Here is a 17741-nt window from a genome sequence, read left to right on the forward strand (position 1 = left end):
GCCTGTATTTTTTTAAGCAGTGCATAACCTTAACTGAACCGTATTGTGTTATAATTAAAATTATTAATTGATAATCTAAAACAATGAAAGGTCAGTCACTTCATATCGGTTTAAATCATGTAAATCAAGCGAATTATAATCAAATCATAACCCAGTTGAAAGGATGCGAAAATGATGCTGTAGCAATGCAAAATTTAGCAGAAAATTTAGGTTACTCTCATACCAAAGTTTTATTAAATAAAGAAGCTACACACCAAGCCGTAAAAGCAGCGATCGCAGAAACAGCACATCTACTAGAAGCAGATGATATATTTTTGTTAACCTACAGCGGTCATGGTTCTCAAATCATTGACGTTAATGGTGATGAAGCAGATATGCTAGATGAAACATGGGTTCTCTATGATAGAGAACTCATTGATGATGAACTTTATGAACTATGGTCTAAGTTTGTTCCAGGTGTCCGCATTGTAGTTGTATCAGATAGCTGTCACAGCGGGACAATCACAAAGTCAACAGATAGAGTAAATTATCAAGGGATGGTAAAAGAAGCACTCTTAGAATCTGTTAAGGCATCCGGGATATTAATATCAGCCTGTAAGGATGCACAAAAGGCTCTGGATGGAGAAGTTCACAGCCTGTTTACCAGTAAACTGTTGGAAGTATGGGACGATGGTAAATTCCGAGCAAGTCACAGGAGTTTGAGGAATGCGATCGCGACTAAATTACCTAGAGGTCGCTCACCAAATTATTTTCTATTTGGCAAACAGAATGTTAAATTTAGTCGTCAACAAGCATTTATAATTTAGAGTTTAGAGTTTATCGCCGGGAATGATAGTAGTTGTGAAAATAAAATCAGGGTTGGTTTTATAGCGACAATCAGTTTTAATCAACTTCATAAACTCTTTATGGCCTTGACGAGTCCTACCAACCAGACAGCCAGCCGAAGTTGTATAGATGTCGTCAACGGGATGATTTGAACCATGATGTTGATTGATACCAAATATTCCTTTATCAATGCGATCGCCCGTCCTTATCATATCACGGTTATAATCCCGATGGACTTTAACGGGTGCAACTTGGACAAGAGCCTCATGGGGTTCAGAAATACCATGAATGCCAACTTGCCACGCCCGGTATTGACCAAAAGCAATCCTAGCCGCACCATCAGGGTTCATAGGATTGTCAGTGTAGTAAAAGCCTGGTTCTGTCGTTGCTTCCCAAACTCCTAATACTAAGGGTTTGTTATCCTCAAAGGCGATAACTAGCCTGATGTCGTTGAAATAATTGGGTTTATCGTTGTTTAAGGAAAAGTCTGGGTTCATTCCCTCAACATAGATGATATTCAATTCATCCTTACCTTTGAATATCTGATATTTCTTGGCTTCCATGTAACTAATAATTTTCTGAATCATGTTCCGTTCCTTGGTAATTGATTTTCATAGCCAGTTTCTTGAACTCGTAGGGTATAATAAAGTCTGGGCTTGACCAAATCCCTATCTTTTTCTTGTAAGCATTAGCACAATTAGTAAGAATCCCCTTGAAAAGGTTTAATTCTCTGGATGTACGAAAATTATACAGTTGGAATGGTAAAGAATTAGCGCACATCCCGGCTTTGCTTAATTGGAGTTGAATGTTAACCGCCACTACTATGCGATCGCCCAAGTATAAGTCACATAGCCAGCGATTGTATTGGTCAATTTCATAGGGGATAACTGTTAATTGTTTTCCCCACACTAAATTATATAAGAAAGTTTTAGATTTCTCTCCCCATTCCCAATGATTGAGAATTTTTGGGTCAGCGCTCGTATGGGATTTACGAGTCTCAGGTGCATCAATCCATCGAAGACGGCATTTAAACTCTACACCATCTTTTTCTAGGGTCAGAGTATCACCGTCTGTGACAAATTTGGCAAGTGATATAAATTTATTTCCCGCGATAATATCAGCCATTGTGATAAAAAAAGACCTTCTCCATTATAGGAGAAAGTCTCTACTTAGTTAATAAAAACTGGTTCAATCCAAAGCCGTTTTGATTGTTTCCAGGGTTTACCCTCCCCAGATTCTAGGACTCGCCAGTGTCCGCGCCGCCAATGACTACGGGGACTGGAATGAGTTGATAAATTTAATAGAGTAGAAGGTTCGGAACGAGTTTGATAATTTTTTCCTAACCAACGAGGATATCGGGTATTAGAAGAAGGTGATTTAATAGCAAATCCTCCAGCTTTAGCTCTAGTTTCTATTTCGGTCACATTGCTAAGCAAAGATGGTGAAAATTCAAGAGCTAGTAAGGTGTTGACGACTAAATTTCTAATTCTTCCAATAAACTGCCGATCGTCTGAAGTCATCAAACTTTTTCCTAAGTTGCTATTTTCTTGATAAATTAAGCTATTATCAGGAGCGATGGCAGTTCCCGACATCCAAACTGTTTCTTTAGAATCGACAGTACAGATTTGAAAATGTAGCTTATGTTTAAGCTTAAAGGGTTCTATTTTGATATGTTTCCATTTGGCTTGGTTCCATTCTGGATATTCTGAGTCGTTACAGGAAACTACTAAATAATCAATTTCTCCATCATCCGGTGTATGAATTAATCCTTTGGGTATGGCTAACAAAAAAGTGGGTAGTGAGGGCTTCCATCCCGCTAAAATCCCTGGTTTATGAAGTGCATCAGTATTATCAAATGCCTCAATTAATTCTTTAGTTAAACAATAAATTGGTGCATCTTGGGCAAACCAGAGGGCGGTTCTGTAGCTGTGGAGGAATGTGGAGATATCAACGTATGCGTATTTTAGGCTACAAGTGGAAAGTGATAAGGCAATAATGCCGCTTAAAGTTTTCCATTCAATATAGCCTCTAGGAATCCAATAATCTCGCTCTCGTATTTGACGGAGCAATTTTTTCTCAACTTTTTCAATTGTTAGAAGGCTCCGAGCGCGATTGGGATTGGTTAAGTCAAAATTAATTTCGTTCATCGGTAGAGAAGGTGTTAATATCTAAAACTGATTAAATCTCTAAGCGTAAGTATTAACGGGAAATAAAAAAGACCTTCTCCATTATACTATAGGAGAAAGTCTTAAAATCATCATCTAAAACAGAATAAACAACCTTCTTTGGAATCCTTACAGTATTTGCACCGATATTCTTTAACTGGCTTTCCCTTGGTTTCAATTCCCAGATGAGCCAAATATTGTTTACGCACAGAAAGCCAAATTTTGTAAGGATGATATTTTCTTTCTCCAAAAGGATAAGCTGAATCAATTGCTTTCCGAATCTCTGCTTTATCGCGGCTTGGGCAATTATCAATTGCTTTTTTGATTACAATTTGCGCTGATATTCTCCATTGGGATACTTTCATCTTTTTATCCATAGGTGAGCTAAAAATGACTGGTAAACATTAAAAAAAGTCGAGGATTACTCCCCGACTTTCTTAAAACCTATTTACTTTTTCTCGAATTAGCTACTGGAACTGTCACAGCCGTATTTTCACCCATTGGCAAAACTTTGGAAGTGGTAGCTCCCAGACATTTCATTTCATTTTCAACTAACCGATTATCAGTGCATACCTGATTGCCAGAAATTTGTTGCTGATATGTCTGTTTAGCAACACTAAGAGCCGCGATTTCAAAATCACCTACAGGTGGTCGGTGAGTTGTTTGGATGTAGAAAGACTTGCCGTATTGGGTTTCAACTGCCTCAAATGAAAAGCAGAAAATGTTATTGAAGTAAGCTTCACAAGCTTTACTCGTTGCATACTCATTGGGGTCGCCTATCATTCCCTCATTTACCCATGAGTTGAAGGCTTGACGGCTAAAATTCTCAACAATTCCCTTTAGCTTATCTTGCGAACGCCGATGAATCAAAAATGTTGAAAGTTCCGTACATTTCTCCGCAAAAGCATTCTTGATTTCACCAGCCACAGGAAATCCCCAAATCTCGGTAAATACCTCATTTTCATAGTGAGGTAAGAAGCTCAGTGTCCGCTTATCAATCCATGTTACAGCCATCTCTACGTAATTACCACGCAACAGCCCTGCTTTCTCAGCTTCCAAACAATTCATGTTACCAGTTTCTCCTGTTACGAAATAGCCCCATTCACCTTTGCAATTGGCGCGGTATCGAGAGGGTATTGATGGATAACGAAAAGCAAATCCATTCTCTACAATTATCATGTTTCTTTCCTTGATTAAGGTTCGGTTCGGTTTCAATTTTGGTTTCAGTTTAAGAGTAGGTTACTCATGAAACTCATCAAAAATAAGCGTAAGCATTAATTTAATGAACTTACGCTTAAATGGCGATTAATTACTTAAGAAAAGTTGACAAAGATGGTACTAAGTAAGCGGCTTGTTCGTAAGCAATCTTGTAATGCTTTTTAAGCCGTAATAGATAACTCGATGTCAACTTTATATCTCGCTCTTTTTCCAAAGATTCGATTTGACTTTTTAGCCTCGAAACTTTATCATTAATGGCTTTTAAGTCGGCTTGATTGAGTTTGGACAATCGCATCACTTCAGCCTTAATATCCTCATCAAGCCTCATTACAACTCGGTCTTTAAGGTCAGTACGTTTCTTCAGAACCAGGACGATTTTAGCTTCCTTTCCTTCGTAAACGACTTTTTTACCATTAGGTGAAGAACCGGATTGTAAGACTTGAAATGCCTCAGCAATTGCATCTGGCATGAGAGCTTCAATGTTAGCCTCCATTTTAGCAATTTGCTGTTTCAAATGAGCAATTCTTCCCAGTGTTGAAACTTGGGCTAATGGTTGTGTTTTTGTTTTATTCATGGTAGGATTAAAGAACGTACTACAGCAGATTTCTCCTTGTCAGGGCTAGGTAATCTAGCCCTTTTTAACTAGAGATTGGTAAAATCCTCAATCTCTTCAAATTCAAAAGGTTCAGGCAGATGTTCAGTGAAATGCTTCAAACCATGCTTTTCAATCCACCAATCAGGGTCAGCCTCGATTGAATCGACTAATGATTTGAACCATTGAGCTAAGGCAAATTTGATATCCTCGATCGGAATGCGATCGCAATCACAAAATCCTTTCCTTTGCAGCAGTTCAATGATGGCTAAGCTATCAATTACTGTGAGCTTTTGTAGCCATTCTGGAATTGTTTTTACTTGGAGTTGCATGACTTTCTTAACTAAAAAACTACCGCAATTAAGCGTTAGCATTAATAGCAAAGCAACTAAATGTTATTCTGCTTTCTTGAGTTATCAGAGCTGGAATCAGACTTTACCAAGTAATGTGAGAAGGATAACTGCCGTAGCTACGGTCGTATGCTCTGTGTATTCAGTTTCACCGGGTTTGAGAATGAGATAAAAGTCTTCAGAACCCGGCCAGTCATTGCGATCGCAACTGATTATCAATCTCAAATTAATTGCCTCAGCTTTGAGTTTGGAAATTCGGGAGTGAAGATGAGAAGTGATTATTCGCTTTGACTTTGATTCGGATTGCTTCATAAGCATTAGCGTTTTGTCGAGAAATTTCTGCAAAAACTTTACGGATATCGGAAAGTCGTAAATGTTGCAGTCCTGTACTACCTTTGCTGTAACTTTTCCAAAAGCCAGAATTGTAGAGATAAAGGCAATAATAATAGCCATAATCAGGCCACACTAATACCGGACATTGAACACCGGTGTAAAAACTCTCAAACGTTTTAACGGGATTTCCTAAACTTTTACTACTACCTTTGTTCACTAACCAGAAATCGGCATCTTCAAAGTTATTACGGATAATCCAGTTAAAACATGATTGATTTTCCATTTTTCCAGGTTTGAATAAACATCAAACCTGGAAAGCGTAAGCATTGATTAAAACAAACTTAATTGTTGGTACATTGGTTGATGGAGAAAGAATCTATACTTTGAATTGGTGGGAATTAGGGGATTGAATTGAATGATGGTTAAGTTATGCTCTTTAGCCATACTCACTGTTAAAGCTGTACCACCAGAATCATTACCGCTCCATACCGCTAGACAAATTTGCGATCGCTTTACCATCCAGAGATTTCGTGCTTGCATCACTCCCGGTGAATAGGTTGGGTAAAGTGTCACAGTTCTGTTAGCCGCACTGAGGAGTCGTTTGTAGTGCGAGCGCTGGCGAGGTTTCCATAATTCAGCCTGGTCGCCACAGGGAACTACCGCAGTCCAATTCAATTTACGTTTAGTGAGTATTTCTGCTGCTACTTGGTCACTTCCAAGTGCCATCCCTACGAAAAACTCATTAACATTGCACTCAAGAGCTAAATTAATGAGATGGTTAATTTCTCGGTTCCAGGCTGATGTGATGTAGCGATGCCCAGTAAATAGTGCCTTCATTCTATCTAATTCCTAACTAATGAAATACCACAAGTAAGCGGAAGCATGAATGCCATATCTGACATTCATGCCTCAGTTAAACTAAGTTGATTCTCTGTTTTTCATTTGATGTAATTCATGTGGTTGTTGCTCGTTTCTTTTTCATGTAAGTAAGCCATCTCTTCATAGATAGGTTCAATGTCTATTTCACGCAAATCTTCCGCCATCAATGCTTCATAATCAGCGTCGGAGTTATCTTCTCTATCTTCCCAAGTCTGAATCGCAAGAGCCGATAAAAACTCCTTTGAGTATGTGATTGTCATTGGCATTAGTATTCAAGGTCAAAATTATTAAGCGTAAGCATAAAAAAAACCATTGATAAGTTGTGTTACCAATGGTTTTTCTGCTATCTACCAATTACCTCCAGCCATTGCTCTATCTGCTGCTATTTCTTGATTCCAGCTATGATATTCACGATACCAATCTAGTTCAAGTTCATCCTTTATGTTCTGTTCATCTTTGCGTTGTCGAGCAGAGCTTTCTTGGTTTACACTTTCTGATACTTCTTCAATTTCTTCAATTTCTTCAACTTCAAAACCTTTTTCCCAATTATCACAAGTCATACTTAATAACCAAAATCAACGCTATTTTCGCCGTAAGGCGTTGATTTTGATAAGGTTAATAACCTTGAGCAATCATCCATTTTATGCAACGAATGATTATGTCACCATGACACGGTAACGGATGACACCAACAAGTCAGGGATAGGCTTTCTCCTTTACGAATGCGATCGCAAATTGAAAGAAGTTCTCTACGGGCCGGGGAATCGAATTGAAGCTGATCCCAAAGCCACTTACGGTAGAGGGAAATTACTTGGTTGCGATCGCCATCTATGCCGATTATAAATGGATTAGCTAAGGGGCTTCCTGCTATGGTGGGATACCTATTATGCCTACCGATGTAGATTTTATTTTTGCCAATGAAGCCATGTTGTCTGACGTTAATTACTTGAATGTTCATTTTGTTGTTGTAAGTCGCTAAACTATTACATTTAGCGACAGCGTTCTAATCGTTTGTAAGAATGATTTTGGTTGGGATTTTTAACGTTTTAAGGTGTTCGATGTTGCGTAGTGAACCGCGACTGTGACCATCCCAAATAGCTAAACCATAGTCAGCAATCCAACACATTTGTTTGTCGCGGTCTGTGTAGTTTCCACGTACTCCAAATATGGGATATTTCAGATAAACTCGTGGTCTGCCGTTACCACGAAACAGAGCGTAATAGACTTTAACTTCCTTATACTTAGCTGCTTTGCAACGAATTTGCGTGAGAATGTCAACGCCGGGTGCATCGCCTACAATGATTGTGAATCCTAGCTCCATAATTTTGTCAAGAGATTCAATTGCTGCTGGTGGCAAAGACGAGACAGAACGACTGCCGAAAACTATTACTGTTGTCATGGTTTTAGGGTTAATTTGGTTAATTTGTAGGTCAAGATTGGAAAAAATCCCTAGAAAAGTCTAGGGATTTAAGTTATTAGATTTGCTGTGATAGCCAAGTTACACAATTTCTAATCATTTCTGCATGAGCTAAATCAGAGATGTAGATGAGTTGGATGTCTTGTCCATCTTTAACAAGTTCTGCTAATTGGATGAGATACTCAAAGTAGTAAGTTTTACCATTGTCTTTGACATCAGCTTTATACTTAGGAAGATGCACTTTAATTTCTTCCCAAAATAGTTGCTTAAGTTGCTCCACTGTTTTAAGAGGATGTAGTGGAGAATAACGTAGTTCATCTTCAAGGAAATAGTTTCTAGTTTGTTGAGCTATTTCCCAAGTACCTTCAGATACATTGAATCTATTTTCTCCTAAGTCGAAACTAACTTTTTCAAAGTCTCTAACTAGGGTTTTGTCGTTGAATAAATTAATTAGCTCAATCATTGCTTTACCCAAAATAGTTCAATTTCTTTGCCGATAGGCAGTTATCTTTGCTGTAGTGTCGATGTCCAAATTTGCCAGATGACTAGCTCTGCCCCCGCCCAGGGAATTTGCAATTTACGAAGATGCTTGTTTGAAGGGGGCTGAGCGGGTTGGATGAGTGATAAGGTGGCTGTACTTCTTGATTTGTGTGCGTAGGTGTAGCTAACCGTAGGCATCGCAACAAACGAGGATTGATAAGCGATTAACTGTTACATTTTTGCTAGTAGTTGACCAATGCGATCGTAATCATCATTCTTGCTGGATGAATAATTGTATCCGTTGCCGATATATATCCCAGCATGAAAGATTACGCATTCGTCACGATACAGAGGATACAAATCACCCAAAAAGGGCTTAATGTTTTCTTGTTCGTACTTCAACTTTGCATTAAGACGAGCGAAAATACTTTCAGTTGGTGCGGGATTGTGTTCAGGTTCGGGATTTCCTGAATTAAACTTAGGTAAGATTCTGATTGGCATGATTGCTTTGATTAAAACATCACTATTATTGCCGTAAGGCATTCACACGAAAAGTTAGCAACGAATAATTTTGGTCTTTTTAACCCGTGCATGGACGTGACGATAGTTTGCAGCCCGTAAGTAGTCTACAACTAAGCTATCAATCCCCGGCGCATCACCAACTAGCACTAAAAACTTCAATTCCATGATGCGATTGATGGATGCGTAGGCGAAGCCAGCCGAAGGCATCGCTTCTGATGGTAATACTTTAATATAGCGACTGCCGGAAATTACTACTGTTTTGCTCATGTAACCTTTCCTTAAATTATTAAAGAGCAGAAGGAAAAGACTCAAAGATTGCTCCTTGAGTCTTGGCTATTAACTAATTAGCTATTAGCAATTGGCCGTGTACCAATCAATGAAACGCTTGATGAGTTGAGCAGTTTCTATGTCATACTTGCTCAAATACCACAAAGTTATCGTCTTTCCTGCTTTGGATTGTTTGATTAGAAATTGGAGAATCGGTTGAATTTTATTCTCGTTGACTTCCTTCCAAAGAATTGTCCGTTTTTCTGAAATTGTTTTTCCATCAAGGCTCAAAATGGTCAAGCCTCGTGCTGTTTTCCGAGCCCAAGAATTTAGTTTGTAATCACTGCCTATATAACCAACTGCAAAATTAGTCGAAATAAATTCTCTCTGCTCTTTATCGAGCATTAACACAAATTGGCTGTTAATCTTTTTGAAGAAAGTGCCTTCGCGGATATGGGTATCAAAAAGGTCTTTGGAATCCTTGATGTGTTTGATGATAATTGTCATGGTTTTTATGAGTGAAAGGTTAGCATTCTCGCCGCTAGGCGTTAGCTCACGAGGTTTATTGGATAAAACAAAGCTCTCCAACCAATGATGATTAGAGAGCTTTTTATTATTTTCTCAGACAGTTCTTACCTTGACGAACTTCAATTTCACCGATGATATTCTTGAGGAAAACACATTTACGTTTATTACCAGCAGTAATAGTAATTCTACCTAGTTGCCCCCAACTAGCACCATATCCTGCTGCTGTCTGTGCCCAAGAAGCTCGATAGATAGAACCACCGTTGCCTGCAACACCGCTCGAAGTTCTTAAAGATGAATTGTTCGTGTCAATACGAACACCGCTTAGAGTTTTCCAGACCGTTACTTCGTCACAATCTCCACCGCTAACATTACCTATTTTGACTGTTCCCAATTGTTCTTTAATACAAAATGTTTCAACCTGACCAGATGTGATAGATTCAATTCTAGAAAATTCCATTGATTTCTGAATTTGAAGAATGGCTACATCCAAGCGAGTTCTATTGATAACACCTAGAAATGTAGACAAACCAATTGATGAAAGAATGCCAATGATTACTACGACAACGAGTTTTTCGCTTAATTTCATTTTATTACCCAAGAAACTTCATTACTTTCGCCGCTAGGCGTTAGACTGGGTAATAAGCGACATTCTTGAGTAAGATTGAGAGAAACTAGCTCTCTCTCCGCCCCGGAACTTTGCGATCGCTGACAACCTTCGTTTTAGGGGAGAGAGCGGGTAGAGTGGCGATCGGTGAACTTTACTCTAAAAAAAAGCCCAACTCCCTTATGAGGAATTGGACTTTTCTTTCAAACTAAGAATTGAGGATTAGTAAGGGATGGCATCATTGCCAACTTGAGTGGCAAAATCAGTAACTTGATGATTGCCAAAATCACCAGGAATGACATTACTTTTCTCATTCTTGGGATAATTGTTGTTACGAGCAATGTAGTAATCAGTTCTTACCTTCAAGATATCAGCCAATGAATAACCCAAATCTTTGATTAGCTTGAGCAATTCCTGCTCATTCATTGCTTGAATATCGTGAATTTTCCATTCAGCCTCAAATACCTCGTAGCCTTCTAATCCCTTGATTTCGGGATTGTCAGACTTGTACTGTTGCCAAGCTAGAATCCGCAAAGCATCACGTAGTTGAGAAGCATTCTTTTCTGATTTGGAAGGAATTAAGATAGCCATGATTGTCACCTATTGAGCGATTAAAGAACACTATCCTCGCCGCTAGGCGTTATCTGCTATAACCGATAACCTAACTGTACTCCGGGCGGATGGTGAATTTTTAAATGTGTAGGTGTAGCCAGCCGAAGGTATCGCTACAAATTTGTGGGGCTAGCTCTCCCACCGCCCAGTCAACTCTGCTACGAGCCGAGAAACTTGGTTTTAGGTGGGAGAGCGGATTGTCATAGCGAGAAACTGTTGCAGGCTAATGTAATTTGCGATTCTCATAGTTGACCAATGCCTTTAGCTCAACCATTGGAGAATTAAAAAAGGCGATCGCATCGTTCACCATTCTCGGCAATAACTCATCGTATTATACATCAAGTTTAGTTAAGAGTCTGCGATAATAAACCGCAGACTTTATCATCATTCGCAAAGATGAACATAAGCAAGGGTTAATGCCAGGATGAAATTAGAATCTGTTCCCTTCCCTTCCCAACGAGAACCACGAACGCCTACAATATGCGAACATTTCTCTAACCAATCAACGCCACCATTTTGTTTGATGGCATTAAACAACCGGGGATGTTGTTGTAATTTTGCTAAAATTACTTCCGCCATTAATTCAACATCTGCTTTCATTTCACCAACCTTAAACTTTTTAAACGCCGCTTCAGCATCCGGGAAAAGTTCACCTCGGAACTCAACAGGATAATGATTCTTTAATTTTCCCTTACGGAAAGCCAATTCAGTAGGATTAGTTAAGGCTGCACCCAAACCATTTTCACATCCAGACCAGATATTGATTCCTTCCATGTTCCAGATTCGATTATCATCACAACACTATTTTTAAGCGTCAGCATTCATTAATAACGCTATTGATAGAAAATCAATAGCGTTATCATTTGTTATTTTTCCACTAACTCAAGAACAGCATCAGCCGATAAACCACGAACTTTGATTTCTAAGGGAAAAGCATCAACACGCTTAGCACTGCGCGGTATAGCTTCGTCATCAGTCTTGAAATAACCGCCCAGTTCTATCGCTAATTGCCGCCAGTTTTCTACTTCTGAGTCACTTTCCAAGCCAATGTAAGTAATGAAAGATTCAAAGCCAGATTCGATTTCTGGCGATTCTTCCCACAAAAATTGGTTAGAAAAAGTACCACAGATGGTAATGCGATCGCTCAATTCGACAACAAGAAAGTTGCCATGAGGAGAAGTTTTTTTGATTCTTCCTTTAATTCCAGCAAATGTGATAGCCATAACAAAATTACTAAATTATCATTACAAATAAGCGTCAGCATTTCTTTAATATGATAACCTAAAATAGTCTTTAATAAATGCTGACGCTTACTAAAATTAAGGATTATTGAGGAGAACCATGATAGGAGAATATTACTTTGCAACTGGGATACAAATTTATCAATGTGGTGATGATTGGATAGCTAAAGTCGAATTTGAGGATTTGGGTCATGCAGAAATTGGCAGCATAAAAGGCTCACTGTCAACTAAATACAAAACTAACTTACTTGACAGTGCAAAAGTTGTTTATGATGATTCTCGAAAACTTGGTATTCAAATCAAATTGATTTCGGGTAATAAGCCGTATTTGTATGTCAAACAGTTGGAAGTAAACACTCCCGAAGTTTGGCACGAAATAAGAACTGTTGGGAACGAATTAGGCTTGGAAATTGTTAACTGTTTGTAATGAATTGCCTAGCATTGATAATTTGATAATGCTATTAATGCTTACGCTTAATTGTGTTAGTTGTTTGGGAAATTAACCATGTTAACTAAAGAAGAGTTAATCGATTTACTAGAACACTGCGTAGGAGGCGATGAATACTACAGACATTTGTTAGGAATGCTCTACACCGATGGCGTGAAAGAGTTGGCTGACAATGCAGAATGCTATTGGTTATTGGATGCGATCGCTGTTCATCAGCCTAAATTGCGTCAAAATCCAAGGCTACGAGATTTCCAGTTGTGGTTATTGGTAGTAGGAAACGAACATGAGTTAATTAAGCCCAAACATTCTGCGGTGTTGACTTGTTGGGAAGATACACCAGTTTTGGGGGTAAAACCAGCAGTTAGTCAAGAAATTGAATTTACCGATTTTCCCTTGCCAGAAATGAAACTCTATCTCGAAAATGGGGTTTTATTATTGCCAAGCGAAAGGTAATTAGTTGGAGGCGATCGCAGCATCTGAAACTGCGATGCCTTCACCTGGGCTTTTAATGATGTTTAAGGATTGCAAACATGGATAAAATTAATCAAGTAATTACCCAACTTATTCCTCATGTAACAGAGGTTGAAAATGGTGTGGCTGAGGCAGCAAAAATTTATCAATTCAAAGACGGAAAGTTTGTAGTACATCTTCGAGTTGGATTATTAGGTGTAGCGAACTGCAAAAAGCAGAGGTCAAAACTGCAAAAAGGGGATTTTTGAAACCACATTAACTGCCAAAAACAGGGGTGCCAAAACCACATTCAGTGCAGAAGAAACCACATTCAGTGCAAATAAACTGCAAACAGAAAATTGAAACCACATTAACTACAAATAGGCTACAACCAATAACTAGCAAAGGTTTCAGAGGCTCGACTGAACTCGCCGAACGTATGTATGACAGTGGAGGTGATACCAGGCTCTAGGGTTCGCCAACGGCGATCGCGCCTCAGACAGGAATGCCTTGTCTCAACATTTGCTCTTTTAAGTCCTGGGTGCGACTTGAAGGGAGTTGTCCTTGGAGTAAAGAGCGGACTTCATTAGGTTTGATATTAAGAAGATTAGCTAAAACTTTAGTATTATAACCCTGTCGAATCAGACGAGGCTCTAAATCATCAATTGAAGCTGCTATTACCATTTCAGCAATCTCTTGAGTCACTGGCTTCGCACCAAGTCTATAAGCTTCTTCAAAAGCTAACCGCAAATAATATTTGATTTGCAACGGTGTGACGAGCTTTTGTACAAAAACTTGCAGAGCTTCTTCACTCAACAACTCTTCTGACAAGCACTCATCTTTAGCGCAGTCTTTCAACAACCATTGAATGTAATCTCGCTGATAACCTTTAATTCCTTCTAAAGTAAATACAATAGCTCTAGCACCAATCTCTTCTAAGTTTGGCTGACGCAAATCGTTAGTTAACTTAGGATGTCCCGCTAAAATAACAGATAAGCTTCCTCCATTGTCACGAACTAACTCAATGAGTCGTTTGAGCTTCACTAAGGTTTTATTATCTAACTCGTGCGCTTCATCGACAAAAAGTGCAATCGGTTTCCGACATTTTTGAATCAATGACAGCAGTTTCCGTTCCCGTTGCTCTGCCATGCTTGGCAGTTTGGGATTCTTCTCAGGGGACAGGTCGCAAAACAAAGCTACGATCAACGTTCCTAAACTGACACGCTCTTTTTCGACGGCTAAAGAACGAGAAACAACAATATCTTTATCGACCGATAATTCTTTCATCAATCGCTGTAAAGCTGTAGTTTTTCCACAGCCGACCATCCCTGATAAAGCGATTAAACCTCCCTGGCGAATCACCGTTTTGACTTCTTTAAATAATGTCACTTGTTCGGCAATTTCAAAATACCCTGCCTGCTCGAAACTCCGATCTAACCCAAAATACTTCATCACTTCTCTTAACATCGAAATCTCCCTTGAGATAAATTGAAGTAAGCTTGGACTTGGCTCAAGATTTCTACTTTGTTCAAAGAACAATTACAAATTTCATTAACATACGCCATTTGTTCATCCGTGAGTTTGGCAAGCGGACATCCCAAATAATCAGCGATCGCTCGTTTAGCAGCAAGGATTGTCGGAAAGGCGAATTCTTGAAAAGGATCGGGATCGGCAAAGGATTGCATAGGTAGCTCAAACGGGGCGCGGTTCTCTTCTTCCGACTCGGAAGTGCCAACATTTTTCGGGAGGACTAATAACTTAGCCAGCGTTTCAATTCGATCGGCCCGAAGCTGCGTCTTAGTTTTTTTCAGATGGCGGTAGCGATGCAGAGGAATGGGGCCCCCAGCCGCAATATAGGGGCCATAACGCCGTTCCTGGTGTTCAACATACAATTCCCGATCGAACAACCCCCACCATAAAACCACCGTTTCGCCAGCTAAATCGGGTTCGACTTCATAAATAACTCCCTCCACAGTGATGCGTGCATCGATGCCTACCTTACGCCGTTCCGGTTCTCTGGCAAAAGTGCAAAAGCGCTCCCAACTGCACATCTGACGAAGGCCATTGGGCGGCAAGTTGGCTAACCAATCCTCAATCCGAGCATGAGATTCGCTGCGATGGGGCTGGCGGTTGTAGTGCAGGAGAAAACGTATCAACCCGTCGTTCGCTTCAGCTTCTGTCTCCGGTTCGTGCAAATGATAGAGAGTTTCGTGCATTTCTTTGACCGTGCGGAAAGGTCGCTCCACTTTTCCTTTGGCACGGGCTGTCACCCTTCGCCCATCTTTGCCTTGAGGCAAGTGGGTGCAGACTTCCACTCCCAGATATCCCATCACCTTGTTAAATACCAAACTGCGAGCAATGGGGCCGTTATCCATATAAAGCTGTTTGGGAATGCCTTGAAATGGCAGTTCCGCACCGGACTTAGGGGACATCGCAGCAAACAGGAACCGCAAGGCCGCTTCTACATCTTCCCCGTAAACGCTGTGGTACTCCTGGTAAGCTACGCCACTGCGGTCGTCTACGACGCTGTAAAGCATCAATAGCGGATGTCCGCGACCGGGTTCTATCCAAGCAGGTGCTTTCAAGTGCTTGAGGTCGGAATGGCTCAGGTCGAAGTGCCAGCAGTCGTTACTCAATTCGGCTTGGAAACGCACGGCTGGCGGTTGTCGTGTCAGTCGCTCCCAATCATAGCCCCACTGCTTGAGGTAACGGTTAACGGTGGTGACTTTCAATAAACCCGATGGAACGAGTACGTGACCGTCAGGAGTCTGGATGCCGCGTTCTTCGAGCAGGCGGATGGCTTCCCCAGTCGAGAGGTGGCGTTTTTTGCCATTGGATGTTCGCACCTTAATGGCAGCAATCACTTCGCAGTAGCGTTCCAAGGTCGCTCGCGGTACGACCCTTGGCACCCCGCGATCGGCACGCCGACTTCCCTCAACGGGCTGCCGCTGTCGCAAAGCCCGATATACAGTATCTTCGGAAACGCCATAGAGCTGAGCTACCTCTTGAATGGCAGTCCGGCGGGCGCTGCTGTGAGGGGGCAGTAGTTCCAAGCGGCGACGCAACTCCACAACGGTCTCTGTCGGTAACTGCCTTCGGGACACGCCCCACCTCCTAGTCTCACTCGCTTGATAAAGAGTATTTTATCTTCTTTCTATCAACTGAGATAAATTCTTCATTGAACTAAACAACTTAACGCTTGACGTGCTACCATCTCGGCGCGGGCTGATGTCACTTTTTGATAGCGTAATGTTGTCTGAATTGAGGTATGTCCCATCAGCGCTCGTAGTTCTTCAATTCCCATTAAACCGACTCGTTCTGTAGCGAATGTATGTCGTAGATCGTGGAGCCGAATGTTTTGCAGTTCGGGACTCAGTGCGGTGATTTCTGTCCAATACTTATGTACTGTCTGATAACTGATCCGGCTGACAATCAGAGTTTTCGGTTGTCGAGCTGTAAATAAAGCCGGATGGGGGGTAAAGCGTTCATATTTAATATATTCTGCTAGCGAATTAGCGGCATCTTCACTGTAGAAGCACCAGCGACGTTTGTTGCCTTTACCGAGTACCTGAAATTTTTGATGGTTGAGGTCTACATCTTCTAGGTTTAAAGCGAGTAATTCAGAAATGCGCGCTCCCGTCCGATGCAATAAGTGCACGATAGCATTCATTCTTAAGTCGTTGGCTACTAACTTATACAGCAAGCTGATTTGTTCGGGACTTAGGAAATGAACGATATCATCTGACAAGGATTCGCCTTTTTCGCGGCAGGGGTGGCGCTGTTTGAGTCGCGCAATAGGGTTGGAGTTTATATAACCTTTTTCGACGGCAAAGTTGAAGAGACTTTGCAGAATGGCTTGATGTCGATGGTGCGTTGTGTATTTTAAATGGCTCAAACTGTTGAGGTATTCACTTAAAAGTTCGCGGTCTAATATTTCTACTGACCACCGCCCATATTCTTTGAGGAGAGGGATTAGAGTCTGTTCGTAAGAGCGGAGCGTGCTTGGAGCTAATCTAGGGCGCTCTAAAAACTGGGTGGCTAATGTAGCTAAAGTAATTGTTAAGGATGCCATCTAGTTCTGAAGAACAGTTGAGCGTCGTTTCTGTTTGTAATATATCCGATCTAGCGAGCGGGCTAGTAGATTTTTATGTATACTTTAACGACACCGCAACCGGATGAATCTCTGCCGGAGTATGTCAAGCGAATCCGCCGATTGTTGGGTATGAGTCAGAAAGAGCTAGCGACTCAGGCGGGTATCCATTTACAAAGTTTGGGTAAGGTTGAGCGGGGTCAAACAACTAGACTGAATCAAAAAACGATTTCGGGTTTGGCTTATGCTTTGCAAGTTCCGGCTGAATATCTGGAAGCCGTGATTAAGAAAGTTCCTATTTCTGTTGCCAGTAGCGTCAAATTTTGCCCGAGTTGTTGGAGGCCTGGAACGGCTCCCGACCCCAATTGGGCTAATGCGCGAGCTAAGTTCTGTTTGATTTGTGGCACTCCTTTGAGGCATCGCTGCCCTGGTTGCGACGAACCGGTTGTTTCTCTTAAGTTCCGCTTCTGTCCTTATTGTGGTTGTCCTTATAAAGAGACCGTCAATGGCAGTTCTGCAAGGAGCCAAATCCCTTCCCAGTAAGCGGAGCATGAGTATTTGTAGTTAATGTGGTTTCAATTGTCTGTTTGCAGTTTATTTGCACGTAATGTGGTTTCTTCTGCACTGAATGTGGTTTTGAGACACCCACTTTTGGCAGTTAATGTGGTTTCAAAAATCCCCTTTTTGCAGTTTTGACCTCTGCTTTTTGCAGTTCGCTACA

The 17741-nt window shown here is 40.8% G+C and carries 30 protein-coding genes; 5 read left to right on the forward strand and 25 right to left on the reverse strand.

The annotated features are described in order from the left end of the window. The first annotated feature begins 83 nt into the window (after positions 1 to 83). Entirely contained in the window at positions 84 to 806 is a 723-nt protein-coding gene (locus PN499_RS22150) for a caspase family protein (protein ID WP_272034678.1), read from the forward strand. A 3-nt stretch (positions 807 to 809) separates the two neighbouring features. Here the strand turns inward: PN499_RS22150 and PN499_RS22155 are convergent, their stop codons facing one another. The 22 genes from PN499_RS22155 to PN499_RS22260 form a co-directional block, all read right to left on the reverse strand. Continuing rightward, complete coding sequence (locus tag PN499_RS22155; protein WP_272034680.1) at positions 810 to 1412, reverse strand: hypothetical protein; 603 nt, start codon at positions 1410 to 1412, stop codon at positions 810 to 812. After that, complete coding sequence (locus PN499_RS22160; protein WP_272034682.1) at positions 1393 to 1950, reverse strand: thermonuclease family protein; 558 nt, start codon at positions 1948 to 1950, stop codon at positions 1393 to 1395. Before PN499_RS22160 ends, PN499_RS22155 begins: the two co-directional genes overlap by 20 nt. Before the next feature lie 44 nt (positions 1951 to 1994). Next, complete coding sequence (locus PN499_RS22165) at positions 1995 to 2972, reverse strand: AcrVA2 family anti-CRISPR protein (RefSeq protein WP_272034684.1); 978 nt, start codon at positions 2970 to 2972, stop codon at positions 1995 to 1997. Between the two features lie 110 nt (positions 2973 to 3082). Beyond that, complete coding sequence (locus tag PN499_RS22170) at positions 3083 to 3355, reverse strand: hypothetical protein (protein ID WP_272034685.1); 273 nt, start codon at positions 3353 to 3355, stop codon at positions 3083 to 3085. A 79-nt stretch (positions 3356 to 3434) separates the two neighbouring features. Continuing rightward, positions 3435 to 4169 (reverse strand): hypothetical protein, encoded by a 735-nt coding sequence (locus PN499_RS22175; RefSeq protein ID WP_272034687.1) that lies wholly within the window; start codon positions 4167 to 4169, stop codon positions 3435 to 3437. Between the two features lie 130 nt (positions 4170 to 4299). Further along, a complete protein-coding gene (locus tag PN499_RS22180) occupies positions 4300 to 4782 on the reverse strand; it encodes a hypothetical protein (protein ID WP_272034689.1) in 483 nt (160 codons plus the stop codon). A 68-nt stretch (positions 4783 to 4850) separates the two neighbouring features. Beyond that, positions 4851 to 5174, reverse strand: coding sequence for a hypothetical protein (locus PN499_RS22185; protein ID WP_272034691.1), 324 nt, complete (start codon positions 5172 to 5174; stop codon positions 4851 to 4853). A 54-nt stretch (positions 5175 to 5228) separates the two neighbouring features. Next, entirely contained in the window at positions 5229 to 5375 is a 147-nt protein-coding gene (locus PN499_RS22190) for a hypothetical protein (protein ID WP_272034693.1), read from the reverse strand. A 10-nt stretch (positions 5376 to 5385) separates the two neighbouring features. Beyond that, positions 5386 to 5766: a hypothetical protein gene (locus PN499_RS22195; protein WP_272034694.1), complete on the reverse strand. Its 381-nt coding sequence runs from the start codon at positions 5764 to 5766 to the stop codon at positions 5386 to 5388. Positions 5767 to 5813: 47 nt separating this feature from the next. Further along, positions 5814 to 6320, reverse strand: coding sequence for an SLOG family protein (locus PN499_RS22200; RefSeq protein ID WP_272034696.1), 507 nt, complete (start codon positions 6318 to 6320; stop codon positions 5814 to 5816). Positions 6321 to 6421: 101 nt separating this feature from the next. Then, the gene (locus tag PN499_RS22205) at positions 6422 to 6622 is read right to left on the reverse strand and encodes a hypothetical protein (protein WP_272034698.1); all 201 of its coding nucleotides are present in this window, start codon (positions 6620 to 6622) and stop codon (positions 6422 to 6424) included. An 87-nt stretch (positions 6623 to 6709) separates the two neighbouring features. Beyond that, the gene (locus PN499_RS22210; protein ID WP_272034700.1) at positions 6710 to 6922 is read right to left on the reverse strand and encodes a hypothetical protein; all 213 of its coding nucleotides are present in this window, start codon (positions 6920 to 6922) and stop codon (positions 6710 to 6712) included. 55 nt (positions 6923 to 6977) lie between these two features. Beyond that, positions 6978 to 7319: a DUF4326 domain-containing protein gene (locus tag PN499_RS22215; protein WP_272034702.1), complete on the reverse strand. Its 342-nt coding sequence runs from the start codon at positions 7317 to 7319 to the stop codon at positions 6978 to 6980. A gap of 45 nt (positions 7320 to 7364) precedes the next feature. Beyond that, positions 7365 to 7760: a hypothetical protein gene (locus PN499_RS22220; RefSeq protein WP_272034703.1), complete on the reverse strand. Its 396-nt coding sequence runs from the start codon at positions 7758 to 7760 to the stop codon at positions 7365 to 7367. 76 nt (positions 7761 to 7836) lie between these two features. Further along, a complete protein-coding gene (locus PN499_RS22225) occupies positions 7837 to 8241 on the reverse strand; it encodes a hypothetical protein (RefSeq protein ID WP_272034705.1) in 405 nt (134 codons plus the stop codon). A gap of 248 nt (positions 8242 to 8489) precedes the next feature. After that, complete coding sequence (locus PN499_RS22230) at positions 8490 to 8759, reverse strand: hypothetical protein (RefSeq protein ID WP_272034707.1); 270 nt, start codon at positions 8757 to 8759, stop codon at positions 8490 to 8492. A gap of 54 nt (positions 8760 to 8813) precedes the next feature. Next, entirely contained in the window at positions 8814 to 9047 is a 234-nt protein-coding gene (locus PN499_RS22235) for a hypothetical protein (RefSeq protein WP_272034709.1), read from the reverse strand. An 84-nt stretch (positions 9048 to 9131) separates the two neighbouring features. Beyond that, on the reverse strand, positions 9132 to 9554 hold the full coding sequence (locus PN499_RS22240) for a hypothetical protein (RefSeq protein WP_272034711.1): 423 nt from the start codon (positions 9552 to 9554) through the stop codon (positions 9132 to 9134). Between the two features lie 106 nt (positions 9555 to 9660). Then, a complete protein-coding gene (locus PN499_RS22245) occupies positions 9661 to 10173 on the reverse strand; it encodes a pilus assembly FimT family protein (protein ID WP_272034713.1) in 513 nt (170 codons plus the stop codon). A gap of 228 nt (positions 10174 to 10401) precedes the next feature. Continuing rightward, positions 10402 to 10770, reverse strand: a complete 369-nt coding sequence (locus PN499_RS22250; RefSeq protein ID WP_272034715.1) for a hypothetical protein — start codon at positions 10768 to 10770, stop codon at positions 10402 to 10404. Positions 10771 to 11175: 405 nt separating this feature from the next. After that, positions 11176 to 11565 carry a hypothetical protein gene (locus PN499_RS22255; protein WP_272034718.1) on the reverse strand — a complete coding sequence of 130 codons (390 nt, stop codon included), beginning with the start codon at positions 11563 to 11565 and terminating at the stop codon, positions 11176 to 11178. A 92-nt stretch (positions 11566 to 11657) separates the two neighbouring features. Further along, positions 11658 to 12014 carry a hypothetical protein gene (locus PN499_RS22260; RefSeq protein ID WP_272034719.1) on the reverse strand — a complete coding sequence of 119 codons (357 nt, stop codon included), beginning with the start codon at positions 12012 to 12014 and terminating at the stop codon, positions 11658 to 11660. Positions 12015 to 12132: 118 nt separating this feature from the next. On the opposite strand from PN499_RS22260, the gene PN499_RS22265 reads away from it, so the two are divergent. The 3 genes from PN499_RS22265 to PN499_RS22275 all read left to right on the forward strand — a co-directional run bounded on the left by PN499_RS22265 (position 12133) and on the right by PN499_RS22275 (position 13199). Next, positions 12133 to 12459: a hypothetical protein gene (locus tag PN499_RS22265; RefSeq protein ID WP_272034720.1), complete on the forward strand. Its 327-nt coding sequence runs from the start codon at positions 12133 to 12135 to the stop codon at positions 12457 to 12459. Between the two features lie 78 nt (positions 12460 to 12537). After that, positions 12538 to 12933: a DUF6876 family protein gene (locus PN499_RS22270; protein ID WP_272034722.1), complete on the forward strand. Its 396-nt coding sequence runs from the start codon at positions 12538 to 12540 to the stop codon at positions 12931 to 12933. A 77-nt stretch (positions 12934 to 13010) separates the two neighbouring features. Beyond that, the gene (locus tag PN499_RS22275; protein WP_272034723.1) at positions 13011 to 13199 is read left to right on the forward strand and encodes a hypothetical protein; all 189 of its coding nucleotides are present in this window, start codon (positions 13011 to 13013) and stop codon (positions 13197 to 13199) included. Positions 13200 to 13425: 226 nt separating this feature from the next. Here the strand turns inward: PN499_RS22275 and PN499_RS22280 are convergent, their stop codons facing one another. The 3 genes from PN499_RS22280 to PN499_RS22290 all read right to left on the reverse strand — a co-directional run bounded on the left by PN499_RS22280 (position 13426) and on the right by PN499_RS22290 (position 17002). Beyond that, on the reverse strand, positions 13426 to 14397 hold the full coding sequence (locus PN499_RS22280; RefSeq protein WP_272034726.1) for an AAA family ATPase: 972 nt from the start codon (positions 14395 to 14397) through the stop codon (positions 13426 to 13428). Continuing rightward, positions 14391 to 16034, reverse strand: coding sequence for an IS481 family transposase (locus PN499_RS22285; protein WP_272034728.1), 1644 nt, complete (start codon positions 16032 to 16034; stop codon positions 14391 to 14393). Before PN499_RS22285 ends, PN499_RS22280 begins: the two co-directional genes overlap by 7 nt. Positions 16035 to 16105: 71 nt before the next feature. After that, on the reverse strand, positions 16106 to 17002 hold the full coding sequence (locus PN499_RS22290) for a tyrosine-type recombinase/integrase (RefSeq protein WP_272034730.1): 897 nt from the start codon (positions 17000 to 17002) through the stop codon (positions 16106 to 16108). Between the two features lie 75 nt (positions 17003 to 17077). Between PN499_RS22290 and PN499_RS22295 the strand changes: the two genes are divergently transcribed. After that, complete coding sequence (locus PN499_RS22295) at positions 17078 to 17563, forward strand: double zinc ribbon domain-containing protein (protein ID WP_272034732.1); 486 nt, start codon at positions 17078 to 17080, stop codon at positions 17561 to 17563. Positions 17564 to 17741: the final 178 nt, after the last annotated feature.

It is taken from the genome of Kamptonema animale CS-326 (assembly GCF_028330895.1).
In the GTDB taxonomy this organism is placed as follows: domain Bacteria; phylum Cyanobacteriota; class Cyanobacteriia; order Cyanobacteriales; family Microcoleaceae; genus Kamptonema; species Kamptonema formosum.

What these genes read in the sequence shown, in the direction of transcription:
- PN499_RS22165 (WP_272034684.1), bottom strand. Translation starts at nt 2,972, where the DNA reads ATGAACGAAATTAATTTTGACTTAACCAATCCCAATCGCGCTCGGAGC.
- PN499_RS22200 (WP_272034696.1), bottom strand. Translation starts at nt 6,320, where the DNA reads ATGAAGGCACTATTTACTGGGCATCGCTACATCACATCAGCCTGGAAC.
- PN499_RS22210 (WP_272034700.1), bottom strand. Translation starts at nt 6,922, where the DNA reads ATGACTTGTGATAATTGGGAAAAAGGTTTTGAAGTTGAAGAAATTGAA.
- PN499_RS22290 (WP_272034730.1), bottom strand. Translation starts at nt 17,002, where the DNA reads ATGGCATCCTTAACAATTACTTTAGCTACATTAGCCACCCAGTTTTTA.
- PN499_RS22150 (WP_272034678.1), top strand. Translation starts at nt 84, where the DNA reads ATGAAAGGTCAGTCACTTCATATCGGTTTAAATCATGTAAATCAAGCG.
- PN499_RS22275 (WP_272034723.1), top strand. Translation starts at nt 13,011, where the DNA reads ATGGATAAAATTAATCAAGTAATTACCCAACTTATTCCTCATGTAACA.
- PN499_RS22175 (WP_272034687.1), bottom strand. Translation starts at nt 4,169, where the DNA reads ATGATAATTGTAGAGAATGGATTTGCTTTTCGTTATCCATCAATACCC.
- PN499_RS22230 (WP_272034707.1), bottom strand. Translation starts at nt 8,759, where the DNA reads ATGCCAATCAGAATCTTACCTAAGTTTAATTCAGGAAATCCCGAACCT.
- PN499_RS22265 (WP_272034720.1), top strand. Translation starts at nt 12,133, where the DNA reads ATGATAGGAGAATATTACTTTGCAACTGGGATACAAATTTATCAATGT.
- PN499_RS22155 (WP_272034680.1), bottom strand. Translation starts at nt 1,412, where the DNA reads ATGATTCAGAAAATTATTAGTTACATGGAAGCCAAGAAATATCAGATA.
- PN499_RS22205 (WP_272034698.1), bottom strand. Translation starts at nt 6,622, where the DNA reads ATGACAATCACATACTCAAAGGAGTTTTTATCGGCTCTTGCGATTCAG.
- PN499_RS22295 (WP_272034732.1), top strand. Translation starts at nt 17,078, where the DNA reads ATGTATACTTTAACGACACCGCAACCGGATGAATCTCTGCCGGAGTAT.
- PN499_RS22185 (WP_272034691.1), bottom strand. Translation starts at nt 5,174, where the DNA reads ATGCTAACGCTTAATTGCGGTAGTTTTTTAGTTAAGAAAGTCATGCAA.
- PN499_RS22220 (WP_272034703.1), bottom strand. Translation starts at nt 7,760, where the DNA reads ATGACAACAGTAATAGTTTTCGGCAGTCGTTCTGTCTCGTCTTTGCCA.
- PN499_RS22235 (WP_272034709.1), bottom strand. Translation starts at nt 9,047, where the DNA reads ATGAGCAAAACAGTAGTAATTTCCGGCAGTCGCTATATTAAAGTATTA.
- PN499_RS22180 (WP_272034689.1), bottom strand. Translation starts at nt 4,782, where the DNA reads ATGAATAAAACAAAAACACAACCATTAGCCCAAGTTTCAACACTGGGA.
- PN499_RS22260 (WP_272034719.1), bottom strand. Translation starts at nt 12,014, where the DNA reads ATGGCTATCACATTTGCTGGAATTAAAGGAAGAATCAAAAAAACTTCT.
- PN499_RS22195 (WP_272034694.1), bottom strand. Translation starts at nt 5,766, where the DNA reads ATGGAAAATCAATCATGTTTTAACTGGATTATCCGTAATAACTTTGAA.
- PN499_RS22270 (WP_272034722.1), top strand. Translation starts at nt 12,538, where the DNA reads ATGTTAACTAAAGAAGAGTTAATCGATTTACTAGAACACTGCGTAGGA.
- PN499_RS22225 (WP_272034705.1), bottom strand. Translation starts at nt 8,241, where the DNA reads ATGATTGAGCTAATTAATTTATTCAACGACAAAACCCTAGTTAGAGAC.
- PN499_RS22240 (WP_272034711.1), bottom strand. Translation starts at nt 9,554, where the DNA reads ATGACAATTATCATCAAACACATCAAGGATTCCAAAGACCTTTTTGAT.
- PN499_RS22250 (WP_272034715.1), bottom strand. Translation starts at nt 10,770, where the DNA reads ATGGCTATCTTAATTCCTTCCAAATCAGAAAAGAATGCTTCTCAACTA.
- PN499_RS22280 (WP_272034726.1), bottom strand. Translation starts at nt 14,397, where the DNA reads ATGTTAAGAGAAGTGATGAAGTATTTTGGGTTAGATCGGAGTTTCGAG.
- PN499_RS22215 (WP_272034702.1), bottom strand. Translation starts at nt 7,319, where the DNA reads ATGAACATTCAAGTAATTAACGTCAGACAACATGGCTTCATTGGCAAA.
- PN499_RS22170 (WP_272034685.1), bottom strand. Translation starts at nt 3,355, where the DNA reads ATGAAAGTATCCCAATGGAGAATATCAGCGCAAATTGTAATCAAAAAA.
- PN499_RS22255 (WP_272034718.1), bottom strand. Translation starts at nt 11,565, where the DNA reads ATGGAAGGAATCAATATCTGGTCTGGATGTGAAAATGGTTTGGGTGCA.
- PN499_RS22160 (WP_272034682.1), bottom strand. Translation starts at nt 1,950, where the DNA reads ATGGCTGATATTATCGCGGGAAATAAATTTATATCACTTGCCAAATTT.